Origin of the sequence: Actinoallomurus soli (genome assembly GCF_024055715.1) — a bacterium.
In the GTDB taxonomy this organism is placed as follows: domain Bacteria; phylum Actinomycetota; class Actinomycetes; order Streptosporangiales; family Streptosporangiaceae; genus Actinoallomurus; species Actinoallomurus soli.
Map to the genome: position 1 here is coordinate 786,138 of NZ_JAMXMV010000001.1, position 22,646 is coordinate 808,783.

Here is a 22,646-nt window from a genome sequence, read left to right on the forward strand (position 1 = left end):
CGAACGACGAAAAGGAAACACCCCCATGACCAAGCGCCCCCTGGCGGCCGTGGCCCTCGCCGCCGCCCTCGCCGTCGGCGCCGCCGCGTGCGGCGGGACGACGAAGAACTCCACGTCCGGCGACGACGCGAAGGGCGCCGCGACCAGCGGCGCCAAGGCGAACCCGAACGCGCCCCTCAAGAAGGGCCTCAAGCTGGCCTTCCTGCCCAAGCAGGTCAACAACCCGTACGAGACGATCGTCGACAACGCGGGCATCGACGGGGCCAAGGAGTTCGGCGGCACCGCCAAGGAGGTGGGCCCGTCCGACGCGTCCGCGTCCTCGCAGATCTCCTACATCAACACGCTGATCCAGCAGCGGATGGACGCGATCCTCGTCGCGGCCAACGACCCGAACGCCGTCTGCGGCCCGCTCAAGCAGGCCATGTCCCGCAAGATCAAGGTCGTCGCGTACGACTCGGACGCTTCCAAGGACTGCCGCGACGTCTTCATCAACCAGGCCAGCTCCGAGGAGATCGGCCGCAGCGAGATCAAGGTCATGTCCGACCTGATCGGCGGTAAGGGCAAGATCGCGATCCTGTCGGCGACCGCGAACGCCACGAACCAGAACACCTGGATCGACTTCATGAAGGACGAGCTGAAGAAGCCGGAGTACTCCGGCATCCAGCTCGTCAAGGTCGCCTACGGTGACGACGACGACCAGAAGTCCTTCCAGCAGACGCAGGGTCTGCTGCAGGCGTACCCGGACCTGAAGGGCATCATCGCCCCGACCACGGTCGGCATCGCCGCCGCCGCCCGCTACATCGACGGCTCGAAGTACAAGGGCAAGGTCGCGGTCTCCGGCCTCGGCACGCCGAACCAGATGCGCAAGTTCGTCAAGGACGGCACGGTCGCCAAGTTCGAGCTGTGGGACCCGAAGAACCTCGGCTACCTCGCCTCGTACGCCGCCGCCGCCCTGGCCTCCGGCCAGATCACCGGCGCGCAGGGGGAGACCTTCAAGGCCGGCAAGCTCGGCGAGCGCACGATCGGCAAGGACGGCGAGGTCATCCTCGGCCCGCCGACCGTCTTCGACAAGTCCAACATCGACAACTACAACTTCTAGGCGATCGGTGGCGGGGCCGCCGACCGCGGCCCCGCCCCCTCGCGGGAGGAGCCCCTCGTGCAGCGCGTCTGCTTCCTGCTGAAGGTGCGGCAGGACCGGCTGGAGGAGTACCGCGAACGGCACCAGGCGGTGTGGCCGGACATGCTGACCGCCCTGCGCGCGGCCGGCTGGCGCAACTACAGCATCTTCTCGCGCGACGACGGCCTGCTCGTCGGTTACCTGGAGACCGACGACTTCGACGCGGCGCGCGCGGCCATGGAGAACACCGAGGTGAACGCCCGCTGGCAGGCGGAGATGGCGCCGTTCTTCGAAGGCCTCGACGGGCGCCCCGACGAGGGCATGGTGCCGCTCGCCGAAGTCTTCCATCTCGACTGACGATCGGGGATCACGAACAATGACAACCGACAGGGCCCAGGTCAAGGCGGCACTGCGCAGGCAGCGCATCGAGACGCCGTCGTGGGCGTACGGCAACTCGGGCACGCGCTTCAAGGTCTTCGCCCAGCAGGGCGTGCCGCGCACGCCGCAGGAGAAGATCGACGACGCCGCGCAGGTGCACCGCTACACGGGCGTCGCGCCGACCGTCGCGGTGCACATCCCCTGGGACAAGGTGGACGACTACGCGGCGCTGGCCGAGCACGCCCGCGAGCGCGGCGTCACGATCGGCGCGGTCAACTCGAACGTCTTCCAGGACGACGACTACATGCTCGGCAGCGTCACCAACCCGGACCCGAAGGTACGGGCGAAGGCGCTGAAGCACCTGCTCGAGTGCGTCGACATCATGGACGCGACCGGCTCGCGGGACCTGAAGCTGTGGTTCTCCGACGGCACGAACTACCCCGGCCAGGACGACATCCGCGCCCGGCAGGACCGCCTCGCCGAGGCCCTGGCCGCGGTGTACGAGCGGCTCGGCGAGAACCAGCGGTTCCTGCTGGAGTACAAGCTGTTCGAGCCGGCGTTCTACACGACCGACCTGCCGGACTGGGGCACGTCGTACGCGCACTGCCTCAAGCTCGGCCCGAAGGCCCAGGTCGTCGTCGACACCGGGCACCACGCGCCGGGCACGAACATCGAGTTCATCGTGGCGTTCCTGCTGCGCGAGGGGAAGCTCGGCGGCTTCGACTTCAACTCCCGCTTCTACGCCGACGACGACCTGATGGTGGGCGCCGCCGACCCGTTCCAGCTGTTCCGGATCATGCACGAGGTGATCCAGGGCGGCGGGTACACCGACGACGTCGCGTTCATGCTCGACCAGTGCCACAACATCGAGCCGAAGATCCCCGGTCAGATCCGCTCGGTGATGAACGTGCAGGAGGCCACGGCCAAGGCGCTGCTGGTCGACGTCGAGGCGCTCCGCGAGGCGCAGCAGAACCGCGACGTGCTCGGCGCGAACGCCGTGTTCATGGACGCGTACAACACAGACGTCCGCCCGCTGCTCGCGGAACTGCGCGAGGAGATGGGCCTGGACCCGGACCCGATGGCGGCCTACGCCCGGTCCGGCTACTTCGAGAAGATCCGCGACGAACGCAAGGACGGCCAGGCGGCCGGTTGGGGGGCTTGAGTTGAGCATCGTCGACGACCTGCTGAAACGCTGCCACGAGCTGGGTTCCGACCCGCGCAACACGAACTACGCGGGCGGCAACGCCTCGGCGAAGGGCGTACAGCCGGACCCGGTGACCGGCGGTGACGTCGAGCTGATGTGGGTGAAGGGTTCGGGCGGCGACCTGGGCACGCTGAAGGAGTCGGGCCTGGCGGTGCTGCGCCTGGACCGGCTGCGCGCCCTCGTGAACGTCTACCCGGGCGTCGAACGCGAGGACGAGATGGTCGCCGCGTTCGACTTCTGCCTGCACGGCAAGGGCGGCGCGGCACCGTCGATCGACACGGCCATGCACGGCTTGGTCGACGCCGCGCACGTCGACCACCTGCACCCGGACTCCGGCATCGCGATCGCGACCTCCGCCGACGGCGAGGAGCTGACCCGCCGCATCTTCGGCGACCGCGTCGTGTGGGTGCCGTGGCGGCGGCCCGGCTTCCAGCTCGGCCTCGACATCGCGGCGATCAAGAAGGACAACCCGCAGGCCATCGGCTGCGTCCTGGGCGGCCACGGCGTCACCGCGTGGGGCGACACCAGCGAGGAGTGCCAGGCCAACTCCCTCGACATCATCCGCACCGCCGAGGCGTACATCGCCGAGCACGGCCGTCCCGACCCGTTCGGCGCGGTCGTCCACGAGACGCTGCCGGAGGCCGAGCGGCGCGAGCGCGCCGCCGCGCTGTTCCCGCTGATCCGCGGGCTGGCCTCGACGGACCGGCCGCAGGTCGGGCACTACACCGACTCGCCGGAGGTCCTGGACTTCGTGGCGCGGGCCGAGCACCCGCGGCTCGCCGCGCTCGGCACCTCCTGCCCGGACCACTTCCTGCGCACGAAGGTCCGGCCGCTCGTCCTCGACCTGCCGCCGACCGCCTCCCTCGATGACGTCAAGGCCCGCCTGCGCGAGCTGCACGAGGCGTACCGGGAGGAGTACCGCGCCTACTACGAGCGGTACGCCACCGAGGACTCCCCGGCGATGCGCGGCGCGGACCCGGCGATCGTGCTGGTCCCCGGCGTCGGCATGTTCAGCTTCGGCAAGGACAAGCAGACCGCCCGCGTCGCCGGCGAGTTCTACGTCAACGCGATCAACGTGATGCGCGGCGCCGAGGCGCTGTCGACCTACGCGCCGATCGCCGAGTCGGAGAAGTTCCGCATCGAGTACTGGGAGCTGGAGGAGGCCAAGCTGCGGCGCATGCCGAAGCCGAAGCCCCTCGCCACCCGCGTCGCGTTCGTGACCGGCGGCGGCTCCGGCATCGGCGCGGCCACCGCGCGCCGGCTGGCCGCCGAGGGCGCGTGCGTCGTCGTCGCCGACCGCGACGCCGCCGCCGCCGAGAAGGTCGCCGCGGAGCTGGGCGCGTCGGCGCTGCGCGCGACAGACGTCGCGATCGCCGTGGCCGCGGACGTCACCGACGAGGCGGCGATCGCCGCCGCGCTGCGCGAGGCCGTGCTGGCCTTCGGCGGCGTCGACCTGGTCGTCAACAACGCCGGGCTGTCGCTGTCCAAGCCGCTGCTGGAGACGACGGTCGCGGACTGGGACCTGCAGCACGACGTCATGGCGCGCGGCTCGTTCCTCGTCTCGCGCGAGGCCGCCCGCATCATGATCGAGCAGGCCATGGGCGGCGACGTCGTCTACGTCGCCTCGAAGAACGCCATCTTCGCCGGGCCGAACAACATCGCCTACAGCGCGGCAAAGGCCGACCAGGCGCACCAGGTGCGCCTGCTGGCCGCCGAGCTAGGCGAGCACGGCATCCGCGTCAACGGGATCAACCCGGATGGCGTGGTGCGCGGCTCGGGCATCTTCGCCGGCGGCTGGGGCGCCAAGCGCGCCGCCGTCTACGGGGTGCCGGAGGAGAAGCTCGGCGAGTACTACGCCCAGCGGACCCTGCTCAAGCGCGAGGTGCTGCCGGAGCACGTCGCGAACGCGGTCTTCGCCCTCACCGGCGGGGACCTGACCCACACCACCGGGCTGCACGTGCCGGTGGACGCGGGGGTGGCCGCGGCCTTCCTCCGCTGACCCGCCCAGTGCGGGGCGGCCCCGCCACCGGCCGCCCCGCACGGCATCCGTCCTCCCGCCCGCTCCTCCGCCGTTCCGCCCCGCCGCTCCCTGAGCCTCGCCCGCCTCCCCGCCCGCTCCTCCGCCGTTCCGCCCCGCCGCTCCCTGAGCCTCGCCCGCCTCCCCGCCCGCTCCTCCGCCGTTCCGCCCCGCCGCTTCCTGAGCCTCGCCCGCCTCTCCGCCCGCCGCCCGAGCCTCGCCGCGATCCTCCGCTCACCTGACCTTCGCCCCCCTCCGTCCCGCACCGACTCCTACCGCTGCCCGCCGCCGCACGCCGCCCTCTCTCCTCGCGTGCCGCCTTCGTCGTCCAACGAGCCGCCGACCCGCACCCGCCTCCGCCTACGCCCCGTGCGGATTCATGTCCGCTCCAGCCCCGTTCCCCGAAGGGAAGCTCGATGAGGAGATCCTCCACGCTCGTCGCGGCAGCCGTTGCCGCGCTGGGACTCTCCGTGTCCGGTCTGGCCACTGCCGCCACGGCCGCCGCGGCCGGCGCGCACGGCTCCGTCAGGGTCGTCGGCCTCAGCACCGACCACCGGGTCGACCCGCTCGGCGTCGACGACACCGCACCCCTGCTCGGCTGGAAGCTCGACACCCGTGGAGCGGAGCCCGCGCAGCAGCAGGCGTACGAGATCCGCGTGGCCCACAGCGCCGACGCGCTGCGCCACGGCCACGCCGACGTCTGGGACTCCGGCCGGGTCCGCTCCACCACGTCGAGCGACATCGCCTACACCGGACGGCCGCTCACCTCACGGGAGTCGCTGGTCTGGCAGGTTCGCGTGTGGGACGAGCAGGGCCGGCCCTCCGAGTGGAGCGCGCCCGCCGCCTGGGAGATGGGCCTGCTCAAGCAGGCGGACTGGTCGGCCCGCTGGATCGAGAACCCCTCCTACCAGTACACCCGGCCCGACGGATCGGTCACCCCGCTCCCGGTCTTCGGCAAGGCCTTCACCGTGCACGGCCGGGTGGCCAAGGCACGCCTGTACATGACCGGTCTGGGCATGTACGCCACCACGGTCAACGGCCGCCCGGTCAGTGACGCCGTCCTGGAACCAGGGGAGACCGGCTACGCGGCCGAGGTCGACTACCGCACCTACGATCTGACCGGTCACCTGAAGCAGGGGACCAACGTCCTCGGCATTGAGACCGGCAGCGGCCCTTACCAGCGCGTCAAGACCCCGGGGCACTACTTCTTCGGCGGCACCCTGGAGCAGTACACGGTCTTCGGCACGCCGAAGGCCATCGCGCAGTTGGAGATCACCTACACGGACGGCCGCCGGGAGACGCTGTCCTCCGACTCCTCCTGGCGCACGGCCCTCGGGCCCACCACCTTCTCGTCCTGGTGGAGCGGCGAGGAGTACGACGCCCGCCGCTCGGCCACCGCCCCCACGACGGCGGCCGGCCTCAGCGGTTCCGGCTGGCAGAGCGCCGCCCTCGCCAAGCTGGACTCCACCACCACCCCGCGCGACACCACACCGCTGCGCGCCGACCCACGCCCGCCGGTGACCGTGACCGATACGATCCGCCCGAAGTCGATCACCCCGCGCGGCAAGGGCTCGTACATACTGGACTTCGGTGCCAACCGCTCGGGCTGGCCGTCCCTGCGGGTCTCCGGGACCGCCGGTACCACCATCACGATGATCCCGGCCGAGCAGCTCAACGCGGACGGCACACTGAACATCGCGTCGACCGGCGCGACCGCCACGGACCAGATCGCCTATCGGTACACCCTCGCCGGCAAGGGCGTCGAGACCTGGCACCCGCAGTTCACCTACAGCGGCTTCCGCTACCTCCAAGTCGACGGTCTGCCCGCCGCGCCCACCCCCGACACGGTCACTCTGAAGGTCGTCCACGCCGACAACCCGCAGGCGAGCACCTTCGGCTCGTCGAACCAGGTGATCAACCAGATCCACACCATGGTGCTGCGGTCGATCCAGAGCAACATGATGTCGGTGCTGACCGACTGCCCCGATCGCGAGAAGGGCCCCTACACCGGCGACAACCTCCAGAACCTCGACGCGCTGCTCACCGACTACGACCTGTCCGCCTACGAGCCGCAGCTCGTGCGCAACATGGCGACGGCACAGCGTCAGCCCGGTGACGAGTACCCCGGGCTCATCGCCAACATCGCCCCCGAGTACCACCGCGTCCGCCCGGTGAAACTCCAGTGGCCGCAGGGCACCATCGAGTTCCTGGACGAGGTCAACTGGGGCGGCGCGGTCATTCGCATCCCGTGGAGGCTGTACGAGACCTACGGCGACACCCGGACCATGGCGCAGTACTACGACACCATGGTCAAGTGGCTGGACTATGAGGCCGCGAACAAGGCCGCCAACAACGGGGACTTCCCCGGCCTGGGAGACTGGTCCGCCAAGGACAACACCACGCCGATGCAGTTGGCGATCCTCGCGGGTTACCACACCGCGCTCGACGACATGTCGAAGATCGCCGGCGTTCTGCACAAACCCGCCGACCAGGCCAAGTACCACGCGTTGGCCCTGCAGACAGCGGCCGAGTTCAACACCCGGTTCCGCCACGAGGACGCCGATGGTGTCTACTATGGCAGCGACAGCGAGGCATCCGACGCGATGGCACTCGACGCCGGCCTGGTTCCCGCAGCCGACCAGTCGAAGGTCGTCGACCGCCTCGTCGCCGCCGTGCACCGGGCGGGCGATCACATCACCACGGGATCGGTCGGCCTCGGCCCGCTCTTCCGCGCACTCCAGGCAGGCGGCCGGGACGACGTCATCTACGACATGGTCGTCAACCCCACCTCGCCGGGCTACGGCTACCTCGCCGCCAGCGGCCACACCACCCTGTCCGAGGCTCTGGACGGCAGCGGCTCGCAGAACCACCACTTCCTCGGGCAGGTCGACGCCTGGTTCGTCAGCGGCCTCGCGGGCATCCGCCAGGCGCCCGGATCCGTCGGCTACACCCGGGTCGACATCGCTCCGGCCATCGTCGGCGACCTGACCCACGCCGAAGGCGGCTACACCACACCGCAGGGCACCGTCACCAGTGCCTGGAAGAAGCAGGGCGACGGCCGCCTGGTACTGGAGGTCACCGTCCCCAGTGGTACGACGGCCTCCGTCCATGTCCCCGCGACCACCAAGGACCGCGTCCAGGCGATCGGCCACGGCGGCGCCGGCCCGGCGCTCAAGAGCCGCACCACGACCGCCGCGACCTATGAGATCGGCGCCGGCAGCTACACCTTCCAGGTGAACGGCTGAGCCCCGGCTTCTGACGTACCAGGGGTACGGGGCGGGCTGCCGCTCATCCGCGAAGCCCCGCCCCCTACCCGCATCCGGCGCCGTCCTGTGACCGTGCCGCCACGCGCCGCTCGCCGGCCACATCGGGGTTGTTCATTCCGCTGCATCCAGAAAGGGAGCCCGAACGGATGCGAATGCGCTCGATGCTTCGACCACGCCCCCTGCACGTCCTCGCCTGCCTCGCGCTCGGCGCGACGAGCACGGTCGTGGCCCTCTCGCCCGCGCGGGCCGACGGGCGGGAGGCGGCCGCGGCGGACGCGGCGACGGCCCTCGCGGGCCTGCCCGCACCCGACTGGCGCAAGTACGTGCAGGGCACGTCGCACGCCGAGGTGTCGCCGGTGCGCATCGTCTCGACCACCGGGGACGTGACGAACCCGAAGGGCCTGCTCGGCGAGGGCACGACCACCCTGCACCGCGAGGCGCCGAAGCCCAAGCCGGCCTGGCCCTCCGGCACCTCGGCCACGGCCTCCTCCGACCACGCGCCCAACGGCGGCAACGACGGCACGCCCACCTCGTACGAGCCCGGCCACGCCGTCGACGGTGACGCCAAGACGTTCTGGAACGACGCGAACCCCGACACCTATCCGGCCTGGCTGCAGATCACCAGCCCGACGCCCGTGAAGCTGCCGGGCATCACGGTCCTGTCCAACGGCGACGGCGTCCCGATGGACTTCACCGTCGCCACCTGGAACGGCTCGGCCTGGGTGACCCAGGCGACGGTGACCGGGAACACCGACGTCCAGCGCGCCGTGGCGTTCCCGCAGGAGGTCACGACCGATCAGGTGCGGATCACGGTCACCAAGGACCAGCCCAGCTCCCGGGGCGACTTCACCCGCATCAACGAGATCTGGCCCGGCGTCGTCTCCGATCCGGCGCAGGCGAGCGTCACCCTGGACTTCGGCAAGGTGGTCGTCGGCTATCCCACGCTCCGCTTCAAGGGCGCCTCCGACGACCACCCCGGCGTACGGCTGGCGTTCTCCGAGACCCTGCAGTACCTCACCGACCGGTCCGACTTCACCCGTTCGGACTTCTCCGGCGGGCCGGGCACCGACCAGTACGCGCCGCCCGAGAAGTCCACGACCTGGACCGACACCAAGGGCTGCCAGAGCGGCACGAAGGTCTGCGCGGACGGCCTGCACGGCTTCCGGTACATGAGGATCAGCCTGGACGCGCTGCAGAGCGACGCCCCCGTCGCCGAGCCGTACGGCACCGTCAAGCTCAAGGACGTGACCCTCCAGTCGACGGCGCTCCCGGGCGGCCCCGGCGCGTACCGGGGCTGGTTCGAGTCCTCCGACGACGCCCTGAACCGGTACTGGTACAACGCCTCCTACACGAACGAGCTGATCACGGACACGTTCCGCCCGGCCGACGTCGAGCCGCGGAACGCCGACAGCCCGAGCCTGGACGGCAAGCTGGTCCTGCAGGACGGCGCCAAGCGCGACCGCGACCCGTACGTCGGCGACGTCGCCGTGTCGGGCCGCACCGACTACCTCACCCACGCGGTGCCCGAGGCGGCCCGCAACGTCCTCGCCGACCTGGCCGACCACCAGCGCGCCGACGGCTGGATCCCGCCCGCGTCGATCAACGACTACACGCTCCCGCTGTTCGACTACCCGCTGTGGTGGGTGACCTCCAGCTCGGACTACGTGCTCTACTCCGGCGACACCGCGTACGCCGCGAAGTACTACCCGAACCTCGTCAAGACCCTCGACACCTGGTACCCCTCGGTCACCGACGCGCGCGGCCTGCTGTCGAAGGGCCTGAACGGCACCGGCGGTTACGGCGACTACGCCTTCCTGCCCCGCACCGGCGAGGTCACCTACTACAACGCGCTCTACGTGCAGGCGCTGAAGGACGCGGCCGGCCTGGCCCGCTCGCTCGGCCACACCGCCGACGCCGACCGCTGGCAGCAGCGCGCCCAGGACGTCGCGAAGGCGATCAACACGTACCTGTGGGACGCCAGGACCGGCGCGTACCTCGACTCGGGCACCGGCGCGGTCCGCCACGGACAGGACGGCAACGGCCTCGCGATCGTCGCGGGCGTCGCCTCCCCGGACCAGGCGGCCGCCGCGCTCGGTCACCTCGCCAAGACCACCGCCCAGCCGTACGGCAACGCGTTCATGGACAACGACACGCTGGTATCGGACGGCAGCAAGCGGGTGTACGCCTTCACCTCCTACCCGGAGATCCAGGCGCGCTTCCAGTCGGGCCAGGCCGACTCCGCGATCGAGGAGATCAAGCGGTTGTACGGCTGGATGACGACCCACGATCCCGGCATCACCGACTGGGAGGGGATCGGCGAGAACGGCTCGCTGTACGAGGGCGCCTACACCTCCATGGCGCACGGCTGGTCGACGGGCGTGGTGCCCGCGCTGAGCAACGACCTGCTCGGCGCCGTGCCGACCGGGCCGGGCTTCGCCACCTGGACGGTCGCGCCGAACCCCGGTTCCGTGCAGTGGGCCCGCGGCGTCCTGCCCACCCCGCACGGTGACCTGCGGGTGACCTGGACCCAGGGCCACGGGGCGATCCTCACCCTCGCCGTCGACTCGCCCACCGGCACCTCCGGCGACATCACGGTGCCGACCGGCGGGAGGCAGGTCGTCGTCCGCGTCGACGGCGCGGTCGCCTGGGACGGCACCGCCGCGCTCGCCCACCGGGCGACGACCGACGGCGCCCACGTCACCCTGCACGGCTTCGGTGCCGGCCACCACACGATCCAGGTGACCGACCGGTGACCCGGGCCGCCCGCACCTGAGGAGACCACGGCGGGCGGCGGCCCCGGCCGCCCGCCCGCCGCATCGGGGAGTGTCCATCCGCCGGAACCCAGAAGGGGAACCCGAGAATGCGACTCGTACCAAGGTCCACCCGCCTACCACTGTCCGTCCTCGCCATCGCGTCCACCACGCTCACGACCACGACCGTGGCCGGCACCGCCCCCGCGTTCGCCGCGTCCACGCCCGTACGGGTGGCCGCGACGACGACCGAGCGTGCGACCGACCCCATCGGGATCGACGCCGCCCGGCCGCGCCTCGGCTGGCGGCTGGACTCGGCCGCCCGCGGCCAGTCGCAGACCGCGTACGAGGTCGCCGTCGGCTCGAAGCCGCGCGCGGCCGACGTCTGGGACAGCGGGCGCGTGCAGAGCCCGCAGTCCGTGGACGTCGCCTACGGCGGGCCCGCGCTCGCGCCGGCCCACCGGTACTACTGGCGCGTCCGCGTCTGGGACGCGCAGGGCAAGACCACGGCCTGGAGCAAGGTCTCCTTCTTCGAGACGGGCCTGTCCGCCGAGGACTGGACGGCGTCGTGGATCGGCGGCTCGGCCACCACGCCGAGCCTGTCGGGCGCGCACTGGATCTGGTACCCGGAAGGGGACCCGGCCTCGAGCGAACCCGTGTCGACCCGGTACTTCCGCCGGACCGTCGACCTCGGCAGCGGGGCGATCACCCGTGCCCTGTTCACCCTCACCGCCGACGACGGCTTCACGCTCTACGTCAACGGGACGCGGATCGCCGCCTCGCCCCAGGTCACGGACTCCTGGAAGCAGGGGCAGCTCGCCGACGTCACCAAGGCGCTGCACCCCGGGACCAACACGATCGCGATCGCGGCGGTCAACACCACCGAGAGCCCGGCCGGGCTGATCGGCCGGCTGCACGTCGAACGCTCCGGAGCCGACCCGGTCGACGTCATCACCGACGGGTCGTTCAAGGCCGCCAAGGACGCCGCGGACGGCTGGGAGCAGCCCGGCTTCGACGACTCCTCCTGGCCCGCCGCCAAGGACACCGCCGCGTACGGGCAGGGACCCTGGGGCACCCAGGTCATCGAGCCGTCGCAGCCCGTCCCGTACCTTCGGCGCGGCTTCACGGTGACCAAGCGCGTCGCCGCCGCCCGCCTGTACGTCAGCGCGCTCGGCCTGTACGAGGCCCGCATCAACGGCCGGCGCGTCGGCGACGACCACTTCGACCCGGGCTGGACCGACTACACCAAGCGCGTGCAGTACCAGACGTACGACGTCACCTCGCTGCTGCGGCGCGGGGACAACGCGATCGGCGCGCTGCTCGGCGACGGCTGGTACTCCGGCAACATCGGTTTCGCCGGCACGCACGTGTACGGCACGCGGCCCTGGTTCCTCGGGCAGCTGCGGATCGACTACGCCGACGGCACCTCCCAGACCGTCGGCACGGACGGGTCGTGGAAGACCGCGCCCAGCCCGATCGCGGCGTCCGACATCTACATGGGCGAGACCTACGACGCCCGGAACGAGCAGGCCGGCTGGGACCGCCCCGGCTTCGACGACTCCTCCTGGCAGGCGGCCGAGACGGGCACCGGAGTGAAGGCGAACCTGGTCGCGCAGTCCGCCCCGCCGGTGCGCGTCCAGACGGTGCTGCACCCGAAGAAGATGACCGAGCCGAAGCCCGGCACGTACATCTTCGACCTGGGCCAGAACATGGTCGGCTGGAACCGGCTCACCGTCTCCGGCCCGGCCGGCACCACGGTGACGATCCGCAACGGTGAGGTGCTGAACCCCGACGGCACGCTCTACACGACCAACCTGCGGAACGCGGCCGACACCGACCGGTACACCCTCAAGGGCGGCGGCACCGAGACGTACGAGCCGCGCTTCACCTACCGCGGCTACCGGTACGTCGAGATCACCGGCTACCCGGGCAAGCCGGATCTGAACGCCATCGCGGGGGTCGTCGCGAACGCCGACGCGCCACAGGCCGGCACGCTGACCACCTCCGACCCGCTGGTGAACCAGATCCAGCACAACATCGTGTGGGGCCAGCGAGGCAACTTCTTCAGCGTCCCCACCGACTGCCCGCAGCGCGACGAACGCCTGGGCTGGACCGGCGACATCACCGCGTTCGCGCCCACGTCCACGTTCAACATGGACGCGGACACGTTCCTGGCCAAGTTCGCCACGGACCTGACCGACGCGCAGCACTCCGACGGGTCGTTCACCAACGTCGCGCCCGACGTCGGCAACACCGGCTCCGGCACGGCGGCCTGGGGCGACGCGGGCGTCGTCGTCCCGTACACGCTGTGGCAGCGGTACGGCGACCTGCGGGTCGTCCGGGACCACTACGACGCGATGAAGAAGTGGATCTCCTACCTGGAGAGCCACAGCAGCGGCCTGATCCGGCCCAACGAGGGGTACGGCGACTGGCTCAACGTGAACGACGACACCCCGAGAGACCTCATCGGCACCGCCTACTTCGCGCACTCCACCGACCTGATGGCGCAGATGGCGGAGGCCGTCGGCGACTCCGCCGGCGCGGCGTCCTACCGGAGCCTGCTGGGCCGGATCAAGGACGCGTTCGACGCGAGGTTCGTCACGCCGGACGGCACCGTGGGCAACGGCAGCCAGACCTCGTACGTGCTGGCGCTCTCGTTCGGCCTGCTGCCGGACGCGCAGACCGGCCCGGCGGCGGACAGGCTGGTCGCGAACATCGACGCGCACGGCGGTCACCTGACCACCGGGTTCCTCGGCACCGGCGCGCTGCTGCCGGTGCTGACCGCGACCGGCCACACGGACGTGGCGTACCGCATCCTCGGCCAGAGGACCTTCCCGTCATGGGGCTATGAGATCGGCAACGGCGCGACCACGATCTGGGAGCGCTGGGACGGCATCAAGCCCGACGGCACCTTCAACGACCCGGGGATGAACTCCTTCAACCACTACGGGCTCGGCGCGGTCGGCGACTGGATGTACCAGAACATCGGCGGCATCGCCCCGGCCGCGCCCGGCTACCAGCGGACGATCATCCGTCCGCGTCCCGGCGGGTCGCTGACGTCGGCGTCGGCGAGCTACCGGTCCGCCTACGGCGACATCGCCACCCGGTGGCGGCGGTCGGGGAACCGCTTCAGCCTCGACGTCACCGTGCCGGTGAACACCACCGCCGAGGTGTGGGTGCCGGCCAAGGACGCGAGCAAGGTCGCCGGGGACGGCGCGAAGCCCGTCCGGTCCCAGGACGGCTACGCCGTGTTCGACGTCGGCTCGGGCCGCTGGCACTTCGACAGCCGCGGCTGACAGACCGGCGGCGGGCTCGCGGAACCGGCCACCGCGGGCCCGCCGCCTCAGAAAGAAGGAGAAGGAAGATGACCGACACGAAGGTCCGCGTAGGACTGGTCGCGGGCGGGCTCGGCGCGTACTGGCCGCAGTTCCCCGACCTGCTGCCGCAGTTGAAGCGGTCCGCCGAGCGCGTCTCGACGCGGATGCGCGCGCTCGGGGCGGACGTCGTGGACGTCGGCTTCATCTCCGACGCGCAGGAGGGCGCCGCCGCCGCGGAGAGGCTGCGGGTCGCGGACTGCGACCTCATCGTCGGCTTCCTGACGACGTACATGACCGCGACGATGCTGGTCCCGATCGCCCAGCGCAGCGGCGCCCCCGTCCTGCTGATCAACCTGCAGCCGACCGAGTCGATGGACCACGCGACCTTCGACACCGGCCAGTGGCTGGCCTACTGCGGCGCCTGCCCGCTGCCGGAGATGGCCAACGCGTTCCTGCGCTGCGGCATCCCGTTCCGCTCGGTGTCGGGGTACGTCGAGGACGAGCGGGCCTGGGCGAAGATCGGCCGCTGGGTGCGGGCGGCGGGCGTACGGGCGGCCCTGCGCCGGGGCCGGCACGGGCTCATGGGCCACCTGTACCCGGGCATGCTCGACGTCTCCACCGACCTGACCCTCGTGCCGGCGAACTTCGGCGGTCACATGGAGGTCCTGGAGTTCGACGACCTGCGGGTCCGCGTCGAGAAGGTCACCGACGCCGAGGCGGAGGCCAAGAAGAAGGAGGCCGAGGAGGTCTTCGAACTGGCCGACTCGGTCAACGACGAGGACTTCTCCTGGGCGGCGCGCGTCGCGGTCGGCCTCGACCGGCTGGTCGAGGACTTCGAGCTCGGCAGCCTCGCCTACTACCACCGCGGCCTGGATGGCGAGGTCCACGAGCGTCTCGGCGCGGGCATGATCCTCGGCGCGTCGCTGCTGACCGCGCGCGGCGTCCCGGCCGTCGGCGAGTACGAGCTGCGCACCTCGCTGGCGATGCTGATCATGGACCGGCTCGGCGCGGGCGGCTCCTTCACCGAGCTGCAGGCGCTGGACTTCCAACGGGGCCACGTCGAGATGGGCCACGACGGCCCGGCGCACCTGGCCATCAGCGACTCCCGGCCGCTGCTGCGCGGCCTCGGCGTCTACCACGGCAAGCGCGGGTGGGGCGTGTCCGTGGAGTTCGACGTCAAGCACGGGCCGGTGACGGCGTTCGGCCTCCGGCAGGGCCGCGACGGCCGGTTCGCGTTCATCGTGTCCGAGGGCGAGGTCGTCGACGGGCCGCTCCTGCAGATCGGCAACACGACCTCGCGCGTCGACTTCGGCTGCGACCCGGGGGAGTGGACCGACGCCTGGAGCGCCACCGGCATCTCGCACCACTGGGCCCTCGGCACCGGCCACCGGCTCGCCGACCTGCGCGCCCTCGCGGACCTGATGGAAGTCGAACTGATCCACGTACGCCCCTGAGATTTGCCACCACGCACACGTCGGGGGACGTTCTTTTCGAGGAGAAGGTGTGACGATCACCGCACACATGCGCGGGATGCCACGGCTGCTGGTGCCGGTCGCGCTCGCGCTCGCCGCGGTCCTGGCGCCGGGAGCGCCGGCCCGCGCGGACGCCGCGCGGCTCGGCGCGACCGGCCTGCGCACCGACGCGCTGACCACCGCGCTCGGCATCGACGGCGCCACGCCGACGCTGAGCTGGCGGCTCACCGCGCCCGGCCACGACGAGGCGCAGGCCGCCTACCAGATCCAGGCCGCCTCCACCCGTGACGGGCTGGCCCACCCCGACCTGTGGGACTCGGGCCGGGTCGCGGCCACGAGCGCGAGCGCCGTCTACCGGGGCTCGGCGCCGAAATCGCGGGAGCGCGTGTGGTGGCGCGTCCGTGTCTGGGACGCGGCCGGCCGGGTCTCGGACTGGAGCGATCCGGCCTGGTGGGAGATGGGCCTGACCGCCAAGGACGACTGGTCGGCCAAGTGGATCGGCGACGACCGGTGGGTGAATCGCAAGCCCACGCCCGTCACCGTCAAGGTGCCCGCGCAGGACGCCCGGTACGTCCGGGTGGACGTCACGAAGCTGGGGCTGCCGATCGTCGAGGGCGGCTCGCTGCTGTCCCGGCTGCAGCTCGCCGAGATCGTCGTCGCCGACTCGGCGCACCCGGACGCCGACCTGGCCGAGGGCGCCATCGCCACCGCCTCTGACGTGCGCAGCTACCCCGGCAAGTGGGAGCCGGAGTACCTGACCGACGGGTCGCTCAGTACCGAGCAGGCGCCGTTCGGCTACACCAGCAACGCCTACAAGTCCCAGGACCCGGGCCACGACATCTGGGTGCAGCTCGACCTCGGGCAGACCCGGCACTTCGACCAGGTCGTGCTCTACCCGCGCACCGACACGATGACCGACGACGGGAAGACCCCGAACTTCCCCGTCGATTTCACCGTGCAGACCGGGGACGACACCGCGAACCTGCGCACCGTCACCACGGTCACCGGGCAGGAGCCGCCGCCGGCGTACCACACCGACTTCCCGCCGCTGCCGATCCTCGCCAAGCAGTTCGACCTGGGCAAGGACGTCCGCGACGCGCGGCTCTACATCACCGCGCTCGGCCTCTACGACGCCACCATCAACGGCAGGCCGGTCAGCGACGCGGTGCTGGAGCCGCCGAACACCGACTACCGCAAGCGCGTCGTCTACTCCACCTACGACGTGACCCGGCTGCTGCGCACGGGCGGCAACGCGATCGGCGTCCGCCTCGGCAACGGCACCTACAACGTCGCCCCCACCGCCGACCGGTACACCAAGTACGTCGGCGCGCAGGGCGCGCCGCGCCTGCTCGCCCAGCTCGAGGTGACGCTGAAGGACGGCACGACCCAGAGGATCGCCACCGACGCGTCCTGGCGCAGCGACCTGGGACCGACGACGTTCTCGCAGTGGTACGGCGGCGAGGACGAGGACGCCCGCCGCGACCAGCCCGGCTGGGACGCCCCCGGCGCGGACCTGTCCGGCTGGCGGCCCGCCGTCGAGACCGCCGATCTGGGCATCGCCGTCGCCGCGCGGACGTCCCCGCCGATCGTCCCGGTCGGCCGGGAGCACACCGCGGCGATCAGCCACCCCGAGTCCGGGACGTACGTCTTCGACATGGGCGCCAACGTCTCGGGCTGGCCGGTGCTGCACGTCAGCGGGCCGCGCGGCACGACCCTCACGATCAAGCCGGGGGAGCGGCTCGGCGATGACGGCCTCGTCGACCAGGGCACGATGATCGCCGGCGGCGACCGGCAGCCGCCCGTCGAGGACCACTACACCCTCGCCGGCGGCGGCACGGAGACCTGGCACCCGCGCTTCGTCTACCACGGCTTCCGCTACCTCCAGGTGACCGGCCTGCCGTCGGCGCCTACCACGGGTGACGCCGAGGCGATCGTGCTGCGCGCCGACAACGCGGCGGCGGGCACGTTCAGCAGCTCGGACCTGCTGTTGAACGACATCCACAAGATCACGCAGGCGTCGATCGCCGGCAACATGTTCAGCATCCTCACCGACTGCCCGGACCGGGAGAAGCTCGGCTGGCTGGAGCAGACCCACCTGGTGCAGGGGTCCGTCGCGCGCGACTTCGACGTCGAGGCCTACTATCGCGACTTCCTGCAGAACGTCGCCGAGGCCCAGCTGCCCGACGGGCACGTGCCCGACATCGCCCCCGAGTACGTCGTCTTCAGCGGCTCGGCCCGCGACGACCCGAACTGGGGCAGCGCGATCATCATGGCCGCCTGGCAGCACTACCAGTCCTACGGCGACGCCGGCACGCTGCGCACCTACTTCCCGGCCATGGGCCGGTACTTCGACTACCTGACGTCGAAGGCGAGCGGGAGCCTGCTGAACTATGGCTACGGCGACTGGGCCGGCACCGACTCCTCCACGCCGGTCGGCATCGCCGCGAGCTACGGCTACTACCGGGACGCCGTCGCGCTCGGAAAGATCGCCCGGCTTCTCGGCGAGGACCCGTCCAAGTACGACAGCGCGGCCGTCAAGACCGCCGCGGCGTTCAACACCAAGTACCTCAAGGACGGGACGTACGGCTCGGGCAGCCAGGCCGGTGACGCGTTCGCCCTGGACATGGGCGTCGTGCCCGCCGACCAGCGGCAGGCCGTCACCGACCACCTGGTCACGTCCATCGAGGACAAGGGCTACCACCTGACCGTCGGGGAGATCGCGCTGCCCGCGGTGTTCCGGGTGCTGTCCGCCGCCGGCCGGGACGACGTGCTGCTGAGGATCGCCCAGCAGGTCACCGCGCCGAGCTATGGCTACCAGGTGGTGCACGGCGCGACCACGCTGACGGAGTACTGGGACGGCCCGACCGGCTACGGCTCCCAGGACCACTTCATGCTCGGCGCGATCGACGAGTGGTTCAATGCGGGCCTGGCCGGCATCCGGCAGGCCGACGGCGGCGCCGGCTTCACCGACCTGGTCATCCGCCCGGCGGTCGTCGGCGACCTCACGAGCGCGAGCGGGACGTACGAGACGCCGCGCGGCCAGGTCGCGAGCTCCTGGCGCCGCGCGGGCCGCACGCTGCACCTCGACGTGACCGTGCCGCCGGGCGCCCCGGCGCGCGTGGAGGTCCCGCTGCTCGGCGGGGACCACGTGACCGCCACCCCGGGCGCGAAGTGGGTCGGCGTGCAGAACGGCCACGGCGTCTACGAGGTCGGCTCCGGGCACTGGTCCTTCACCGCCGTGACCGCCTCCTCCGTCACCCAGGACCGGCGGCAGCTCGCGGTCGAGCCGCCGTTCGGCGTGAACGTGCCCGTCCTGCCCGGACAGGCGACGTCCGCGAAGTTCCGGGTCACGAACCTGGAGAACCGCGCGGTCACCGTCCGCCCGGGCGTCTCGGCCTCGGCCGGCTTCACGGCCTCGGTGTCCGGCGGCCCGGTGCGCGTCCCGGCGCACGGCTCCGTCCAGATCCCGGTCACGCTGAAGCAGGACGACACGGGTGTCTCGTCGGGGACCGTCACCCTCAAGGCCGGTGACGACGGCGCGTCCGCGCCCGTCGCCCTGACTTCGAACCTCGTCCGGGCCGCGACCATGTCGGCCTCCAGCACCCACAGCGGCTCCGCCCCCGCCTGGGCGAACGACGGAGGAACCGACTCGGAGGTCTGGCTCAACGGCGTCGGCGGCTGGAACGATGACACCGCGAGCGCGTTCCCCGACACGCTGACGGCGACGTGGAACGCACCGGTCACCCTCGGCCGGGTGCGCGTCCTCACCCTGGACAGCGCCAAATCCTCGGCGGCCAAGTCCGGCATCCGGGACTTCGATCTCGAGGTGCGCACGGGAGACACCTGGCGCACGGTCGCGACGGTCAGCGGCAACACCGCGGGCACCGTCGAGCGGACCTTCGACCCCGTTCAGGCGTCGGCGCTGCGCGTCGTCGTCCACGACTCCAACGACCACAAGTACAGCCGGGTGATCGAACTCGAGGGCTACGCCTCGTGACCGGCATCTCAGCACAACCCCTGCAGCACCAAAGGAATCACCCATGAAGAAAGACACGCCGGCCCGCGGGTTCAGCCGCCGCGGCTTCCTCCTGACGGCCGGCACCGTCACCGCCGGCGCGGCCCTGGCCTGGGGCTCGCCGCTCGGTGAGGCGGTGGCCCGCGCCGCGGGCACCGGCACGGCCGGCCGGTTCGCGAAGCCGGACGTGGCCGTGGGGCCGAAGTTCCGCTGGTGGTGGCCGGACGGCAACGTCGACCTCGACGAGATCCGCCGCGAGGTCGACCAGATCGCCGACGCCGGCTTCGCCGGCGCGGAGATCGCCGCCGTCCACCACAGCATCTCCGACAAGTCGGTGCTGGACCCGGCCGGGCACGGCTGGGGCACTCCGGCGTGGGTCGACGCCGTCGAGGCGGCCCTGGACCAGGCGCAGCGGCGCGGCGTGACGATCGACCTCACGATCGGCCCGTCCTGGCCCGCCGCCGTGCCCACGATCACCCCGGACGACACCGCGGCGGTCAAGGAACTGGCGTACGGCGCGGTCAACGTCGCGGCCGGCGCGACCTACAACGGCCCGGTCCCGGCGCCGAGCCGGGCGCCCTCCTCCGCGGCGAAGGTGAGCAGGCTCGTCCTCGTGCAGGCCGCGCGGGTGAACACGGCCAACTCCACGCGCAAGGAGACCGGCCTGGACCTGGCCTCCGTGCAGGACCTGACCGGACAGGTCGTGGACGGGCGGCTGTCCTGGACCGCGCCGTCCGACGGCTCCTGGGTGATCATCAGCCACTGGGAGCGGGGCTCGGCGCAGACGCCGGAGTCCGGGCCGCACACCGTTCCGGCGGCCTACGCCGTCGACCACTTCAGCGCCGCCGGCACCAAGGCCGTGACCGACTTCTGGGAGAGCCACATCCTCACCCCGTCGGTGCGCGACCTGATCAAGCGGGCGGGCGCCACGCTGTTCGAGGACTCGATCGAGATCGAGACCAAGGCGCTGATGTGGACGCCGGACCTGCCCGCGGAGTTCGCCGAGCGCAAGGGCTACTCGGTGCTGCCGTACCTGCCCGCGATCACGCAGGACAACGGCAACCAGCTCTACGCGTACGAGGCCGCGCTGACCCGGCGCGCCCGCTACGACTACTGGGACGTCATCTCCCAGCTGTTCAACGAGAACCACATCACGGCGCTGCAGGACTGGGCGCACTCGGTCGGCCTGCGGTTCCGCTGCCAGCCGTACGGGCTGAACACCGACGCGATCGCCTCGGCCGGGATCCTCGACGTGCCCGAGGGCGAGTCGATCGGGTTCCACAACCTCGACGACTGGCGGAGCCTGGCGGGCGGCCGCGACATGGCGGGCCGGAAGGTCCTGTCCGGCGAGATGGGCGCCTACACCGGCGGCGCGTACAACACGACGTGGAAGAAGTTCCTGCTCACCGTCGGCGGCGCGTACGCGGCCGGGCTGAACCGCAGCGTCATCCACGGCTTCTCCTACGCCACCGCGCCGAACGTGAAGTGGCCCGGCTACGCCGCCTTCACCCCGTACAGCGGGGCGATCGGGTACGCCGAGTCGTGGGGGCCGCGCCAGCCCACCTGGCGGCACATCAAGGACATCTCCGGTTACCTGCGCCGTGTCCACCAGGTGCTGCAGACCGGCACTCCGCGCGTCGACGTGGCGGTCTTCCGGCAGACCGGGTACTCCAAGACCGGCATCGGCGTGTCCTGGTTCACCGCGACCGGCATCACGCTGGGCTGGAACCACCAGTTCATCAGCGCGCCGCTGCTGGACCTGCCGAACGCCGACGTCCACAGCGGCCGGCTCGCCCCCGACGGCCCGCAGTACAAGGTCGTGTTCATCGAGGGCGACCACTTCTACACCATGGACTCCACGCTGCAGCTCGGCGTGGCCCGGAAGCTGCTGAAGTTCACCAAGGCGGGCCTGCCGATCCTGCTGCTCGGCGACTGGTCCGCGCCGGTCGTGCCGGGCGTGGGGTCCGACGCCGAGAACGCCACGCTGCGGTCGGTCGTGGCGGACCTGCTCAAGCAGCCGAAGGTCAAGGTCGTCGCCACCCTCACCGACGTCCCGGCCGCGCTCGCCGCCCTCGGCGTCACGCCGGACGTGTCCTACGCGCAGAGCTCGACGCTGCTGAACTTCCACCGGTACGACGATGACGACAACGTCGACTACTACTACCTGTGCAACGGCAAGCACGCCGAGACCGTCAAGCCGGCGGTCGCGCCGATCGACCACCAGGTGTCCTTCACCCGCAATCACAAGAACGCGGTGCCCTACCTCCTCGACCCCTGGACCGGAGAGGTACGGCGGGTCGCCCTCTACACCGAGGACGGCGACAAGGTCACGCTGCGGGTCGCCCTCCAGCCCGGCGAGGTCATGATCGTCGCGCTGGCGAGCCCCGGAAGCCTCGGCGACGCGCCCGGACGGACGCACGCCACCGCCACCGAGGCCGCCGAGGTCGTGCTCGCCGACGGCAGGCTCATGGCCCGCGCGACGAAGGGCGGCACCTACGCCACCACCCTGTCCACCGGCACGACGGTACGGACGGAGATCCCGGACGTCCCCGCGCCGATCACGCCCGCGAGCTGGCAGCTGGAGGTCGAGGACCTGCAGCCCGGCGCGTCCGCGACCGAGACCAAGACGGTCATGCACCGGCTGACCCTGGACTCGCTGCAGCCGTGGCCGATCATCCCCGAACTGGCGGACGTCTCGGGCATCGGCCGCTACACCACGACCGTCGAGCTGCCCCGGCCCTGGACCAGCGCGTACGGCGCGTACCTCCAGCTCGGCCAGGTCTTCGACACCTGCCGGGTCACGGTCAACGGCAGGCGGTTGCCGCCCGTCGACCAGATCAACCCGGTCGTCGACGTCGGCCCGTACCTGCGGGCCGGGACCAACACCATCACGGTGGAGGTCGCGACGACCCTGAACAACCGGCTGCGGGTCTCCGACCCGACGGTCTACGGCGTGGCGGCGCGCCAGGCGTACGGGCTCATCGGCCCGGTCAGCCTGGTCCCGTACGCGCAGGCCGTGATCGCCTAGCCGGTTCCCGACCCCGGGCCGGTCGCGGGGATCCTCCGTCTCCCCGCGCCCGGCCCGGCCATCCCCGCTCAGATTCACCCTT

The 22,646-nt window shown here is 71.5% G+C and carries 10 protein-coding genes; all 10 read left to right on the forward strand.

Annotated features, from left to right (window positions below):
- Nucleotides 1–25 precede the first annotated feature (25 nt).
- Nucleotides 26–1,099: a rhamnose ABC transporter substrate-binding protein gene (gene rhaS, locus NDW01_RS03660; protein ID WP_252816543.1), complete on the forward strand. Its 1,074-nt coding sequence runs from the start codon at nt 26–28 to the stop codon at nt 1,097–1,099.
- 57 nt (nt 1,100–1,156) lie between these two features.
- Nucleotides 1,157–1,474: an L-rhamnose mutarotase gene (locus NDW01_RS03665; protein WP_252816545.1), complete on the forward strand. Its 318-nt coding sequence runs from the start codon at nt 1,157–1,159 to the stop codon at nt 1,472–1,474.
- Nucleotides 1,475–1,493: 19 nt separating this feature from the next.
- A complete protein-coding gene (rhaI, locus tag NDW01_RS03670) occupies nt 1,494–2,657 on the forward strand; it encodes an L-rhamnose isomerase (protein WP_252816547.1) in 1,164 nt (387 codons plus the stop codon).
- Nucleotide 2,658: 1 nt separating this feature from the next.
- Complete coding sequence (locus tag NDW01_RS03675) at nt 2,659–4,698, forward strand: bifunctional aldolase/short-chain dehydrogenase (protein ID WP_252816549.1); 2,040 nt, start codon at nt 2,659–2,661, stop codon at nt 4,696–4,698.
- Nucleotides 4,699–5,132: 434 nt separating this feature from the next.
- Nucleotides 5,133–7,961, forward strand: a complete 2,829-nt coding sequence (locus tag NDW01_RS03680; RefSeq protein WP_252816551.1) for an alpha-L-rhamnosidase — start codon at nt 5,133–5,135, stop codon at nt 7,959–7,961.
- A 182-nt stretch (nt 7,962–8,143) separates the two neighbouring features.
- Entirely contained in the window at nt 8,144–10,735 is a 2,592-nt protein-coding gene (locus NDW01_RS03685) for an alpha-L-rhamnosidase-related protein (protein WP_252816553.1), read from the forward strand.
- 107 nt (nt 10,736–10,842) lie between these two features.
- Nucleotides 10,843–14,028: a family 78 glycoside hydrolase catalytic domain gene (locus NDW01_RS03690; RefSeq protein ID WP_252816555.1), complete on the forward strand. Its 3,186-nt coding sequence runs from the start codon at nt 10,843–10,845 to the stop codon at nt 14,026–14,028.
- Nucleotides 14,029–14,096: 68 nt separating this feature from the next.
- Nucleotides 14,097–15,503, forward strand: a complete 1,407-nt coding sequence (locus NDW01_RS03695) for an L-fucose/L-arabinose isomerase family protein (protein ID WP_252816557.1) — start codon at nt 14,097–14,099, stop codon at nt 15,501–15,503.
- A 49-nt stretch (nt 15,504–15,552) separates the two neighbouring features.
- Complete coding sequence (locus tag NDW01_RS03700; RefSeq protein WP_252816559.1) at nt 15,553–19,518, forward strand: family 78 glycoside hydrolase catalytic domain; 3,966 nt, start codon at nt 15,553–15,555, stop codon at nt 19,516–19,518.
- A 43-nt stretch (nt 19,519–19,561) separates the two neighbouring features.
- Nucleotides 19,562–22,564 carry a glycosyl hydrolase gene (locus tag NDW01_RS03705; protein WP_252816561.1) on the forward strand — a complete coding sequence of 1,001 codons (3,003 nt, stop codon included), beginning with the start codon at nt 19,562–19,564 and terminating at the stop codon, nt 22,562–22,564.
- Nucleotides 22,565–22,646: the final 82 nt, after the last annotated feature.

What these genes read in the sequence shown, in the direction of transcription:
- NDW01_RS03695 (WP_252816557.1), top strand. Translation starts at nt 14,097, where the DNA reads ATGACCGACACGAAGGTCCGCGTAGGACTGGTCGCGGGCGGGCTCGGC.
- rhaS (WP_252816543.1), top strand. Translation starts at nt 26, where the DNA reads ATGACCAAGCGCCCCCTGGCGGCCGTGGCCCTCGCCGCCGCCCTCGCC.
- NDW01_RS03705 (WP_252816561.1), top strand. Translation starts at nt 19,562, where the DNA reads ATGAAGAAAGACACGCCGGCCCGCGGGTTCAGCCGCCGCGGCTTCCTC.
- NDW01_RS03690 (WP_252816555.1), top strand. Translation starts at nt 10,843, where the DNA reads ATGCGACTCGTACCAAGGTCCACCCGCCTACCACTGTCCGTCCTCGCC.
- NDW01_RS03680 (WP_252816551.1), top strand. Translation starts at nt 5,133, where the DNA reads ATGAGGAGATCCTCCACGCTCGTCGCGGCAGCCGTTGCCGCGCTGGGA.
- NDW01_RS03685 (WP_252816553.1), top strand. Translation starts at nt 8,144, where the DNA reads ATGCTTCGACCACGCCCCCTGCACGTCCTCGCCTGCCTCGCGCTCGGC.
- rhaI (WP_252816547.1), top strand. Translation starts at nt 1,494, where the DNA reads ATGACAACCGACAGGGCCCAGGTCAAGGCGGCACTGCGCAGGCAGCGC.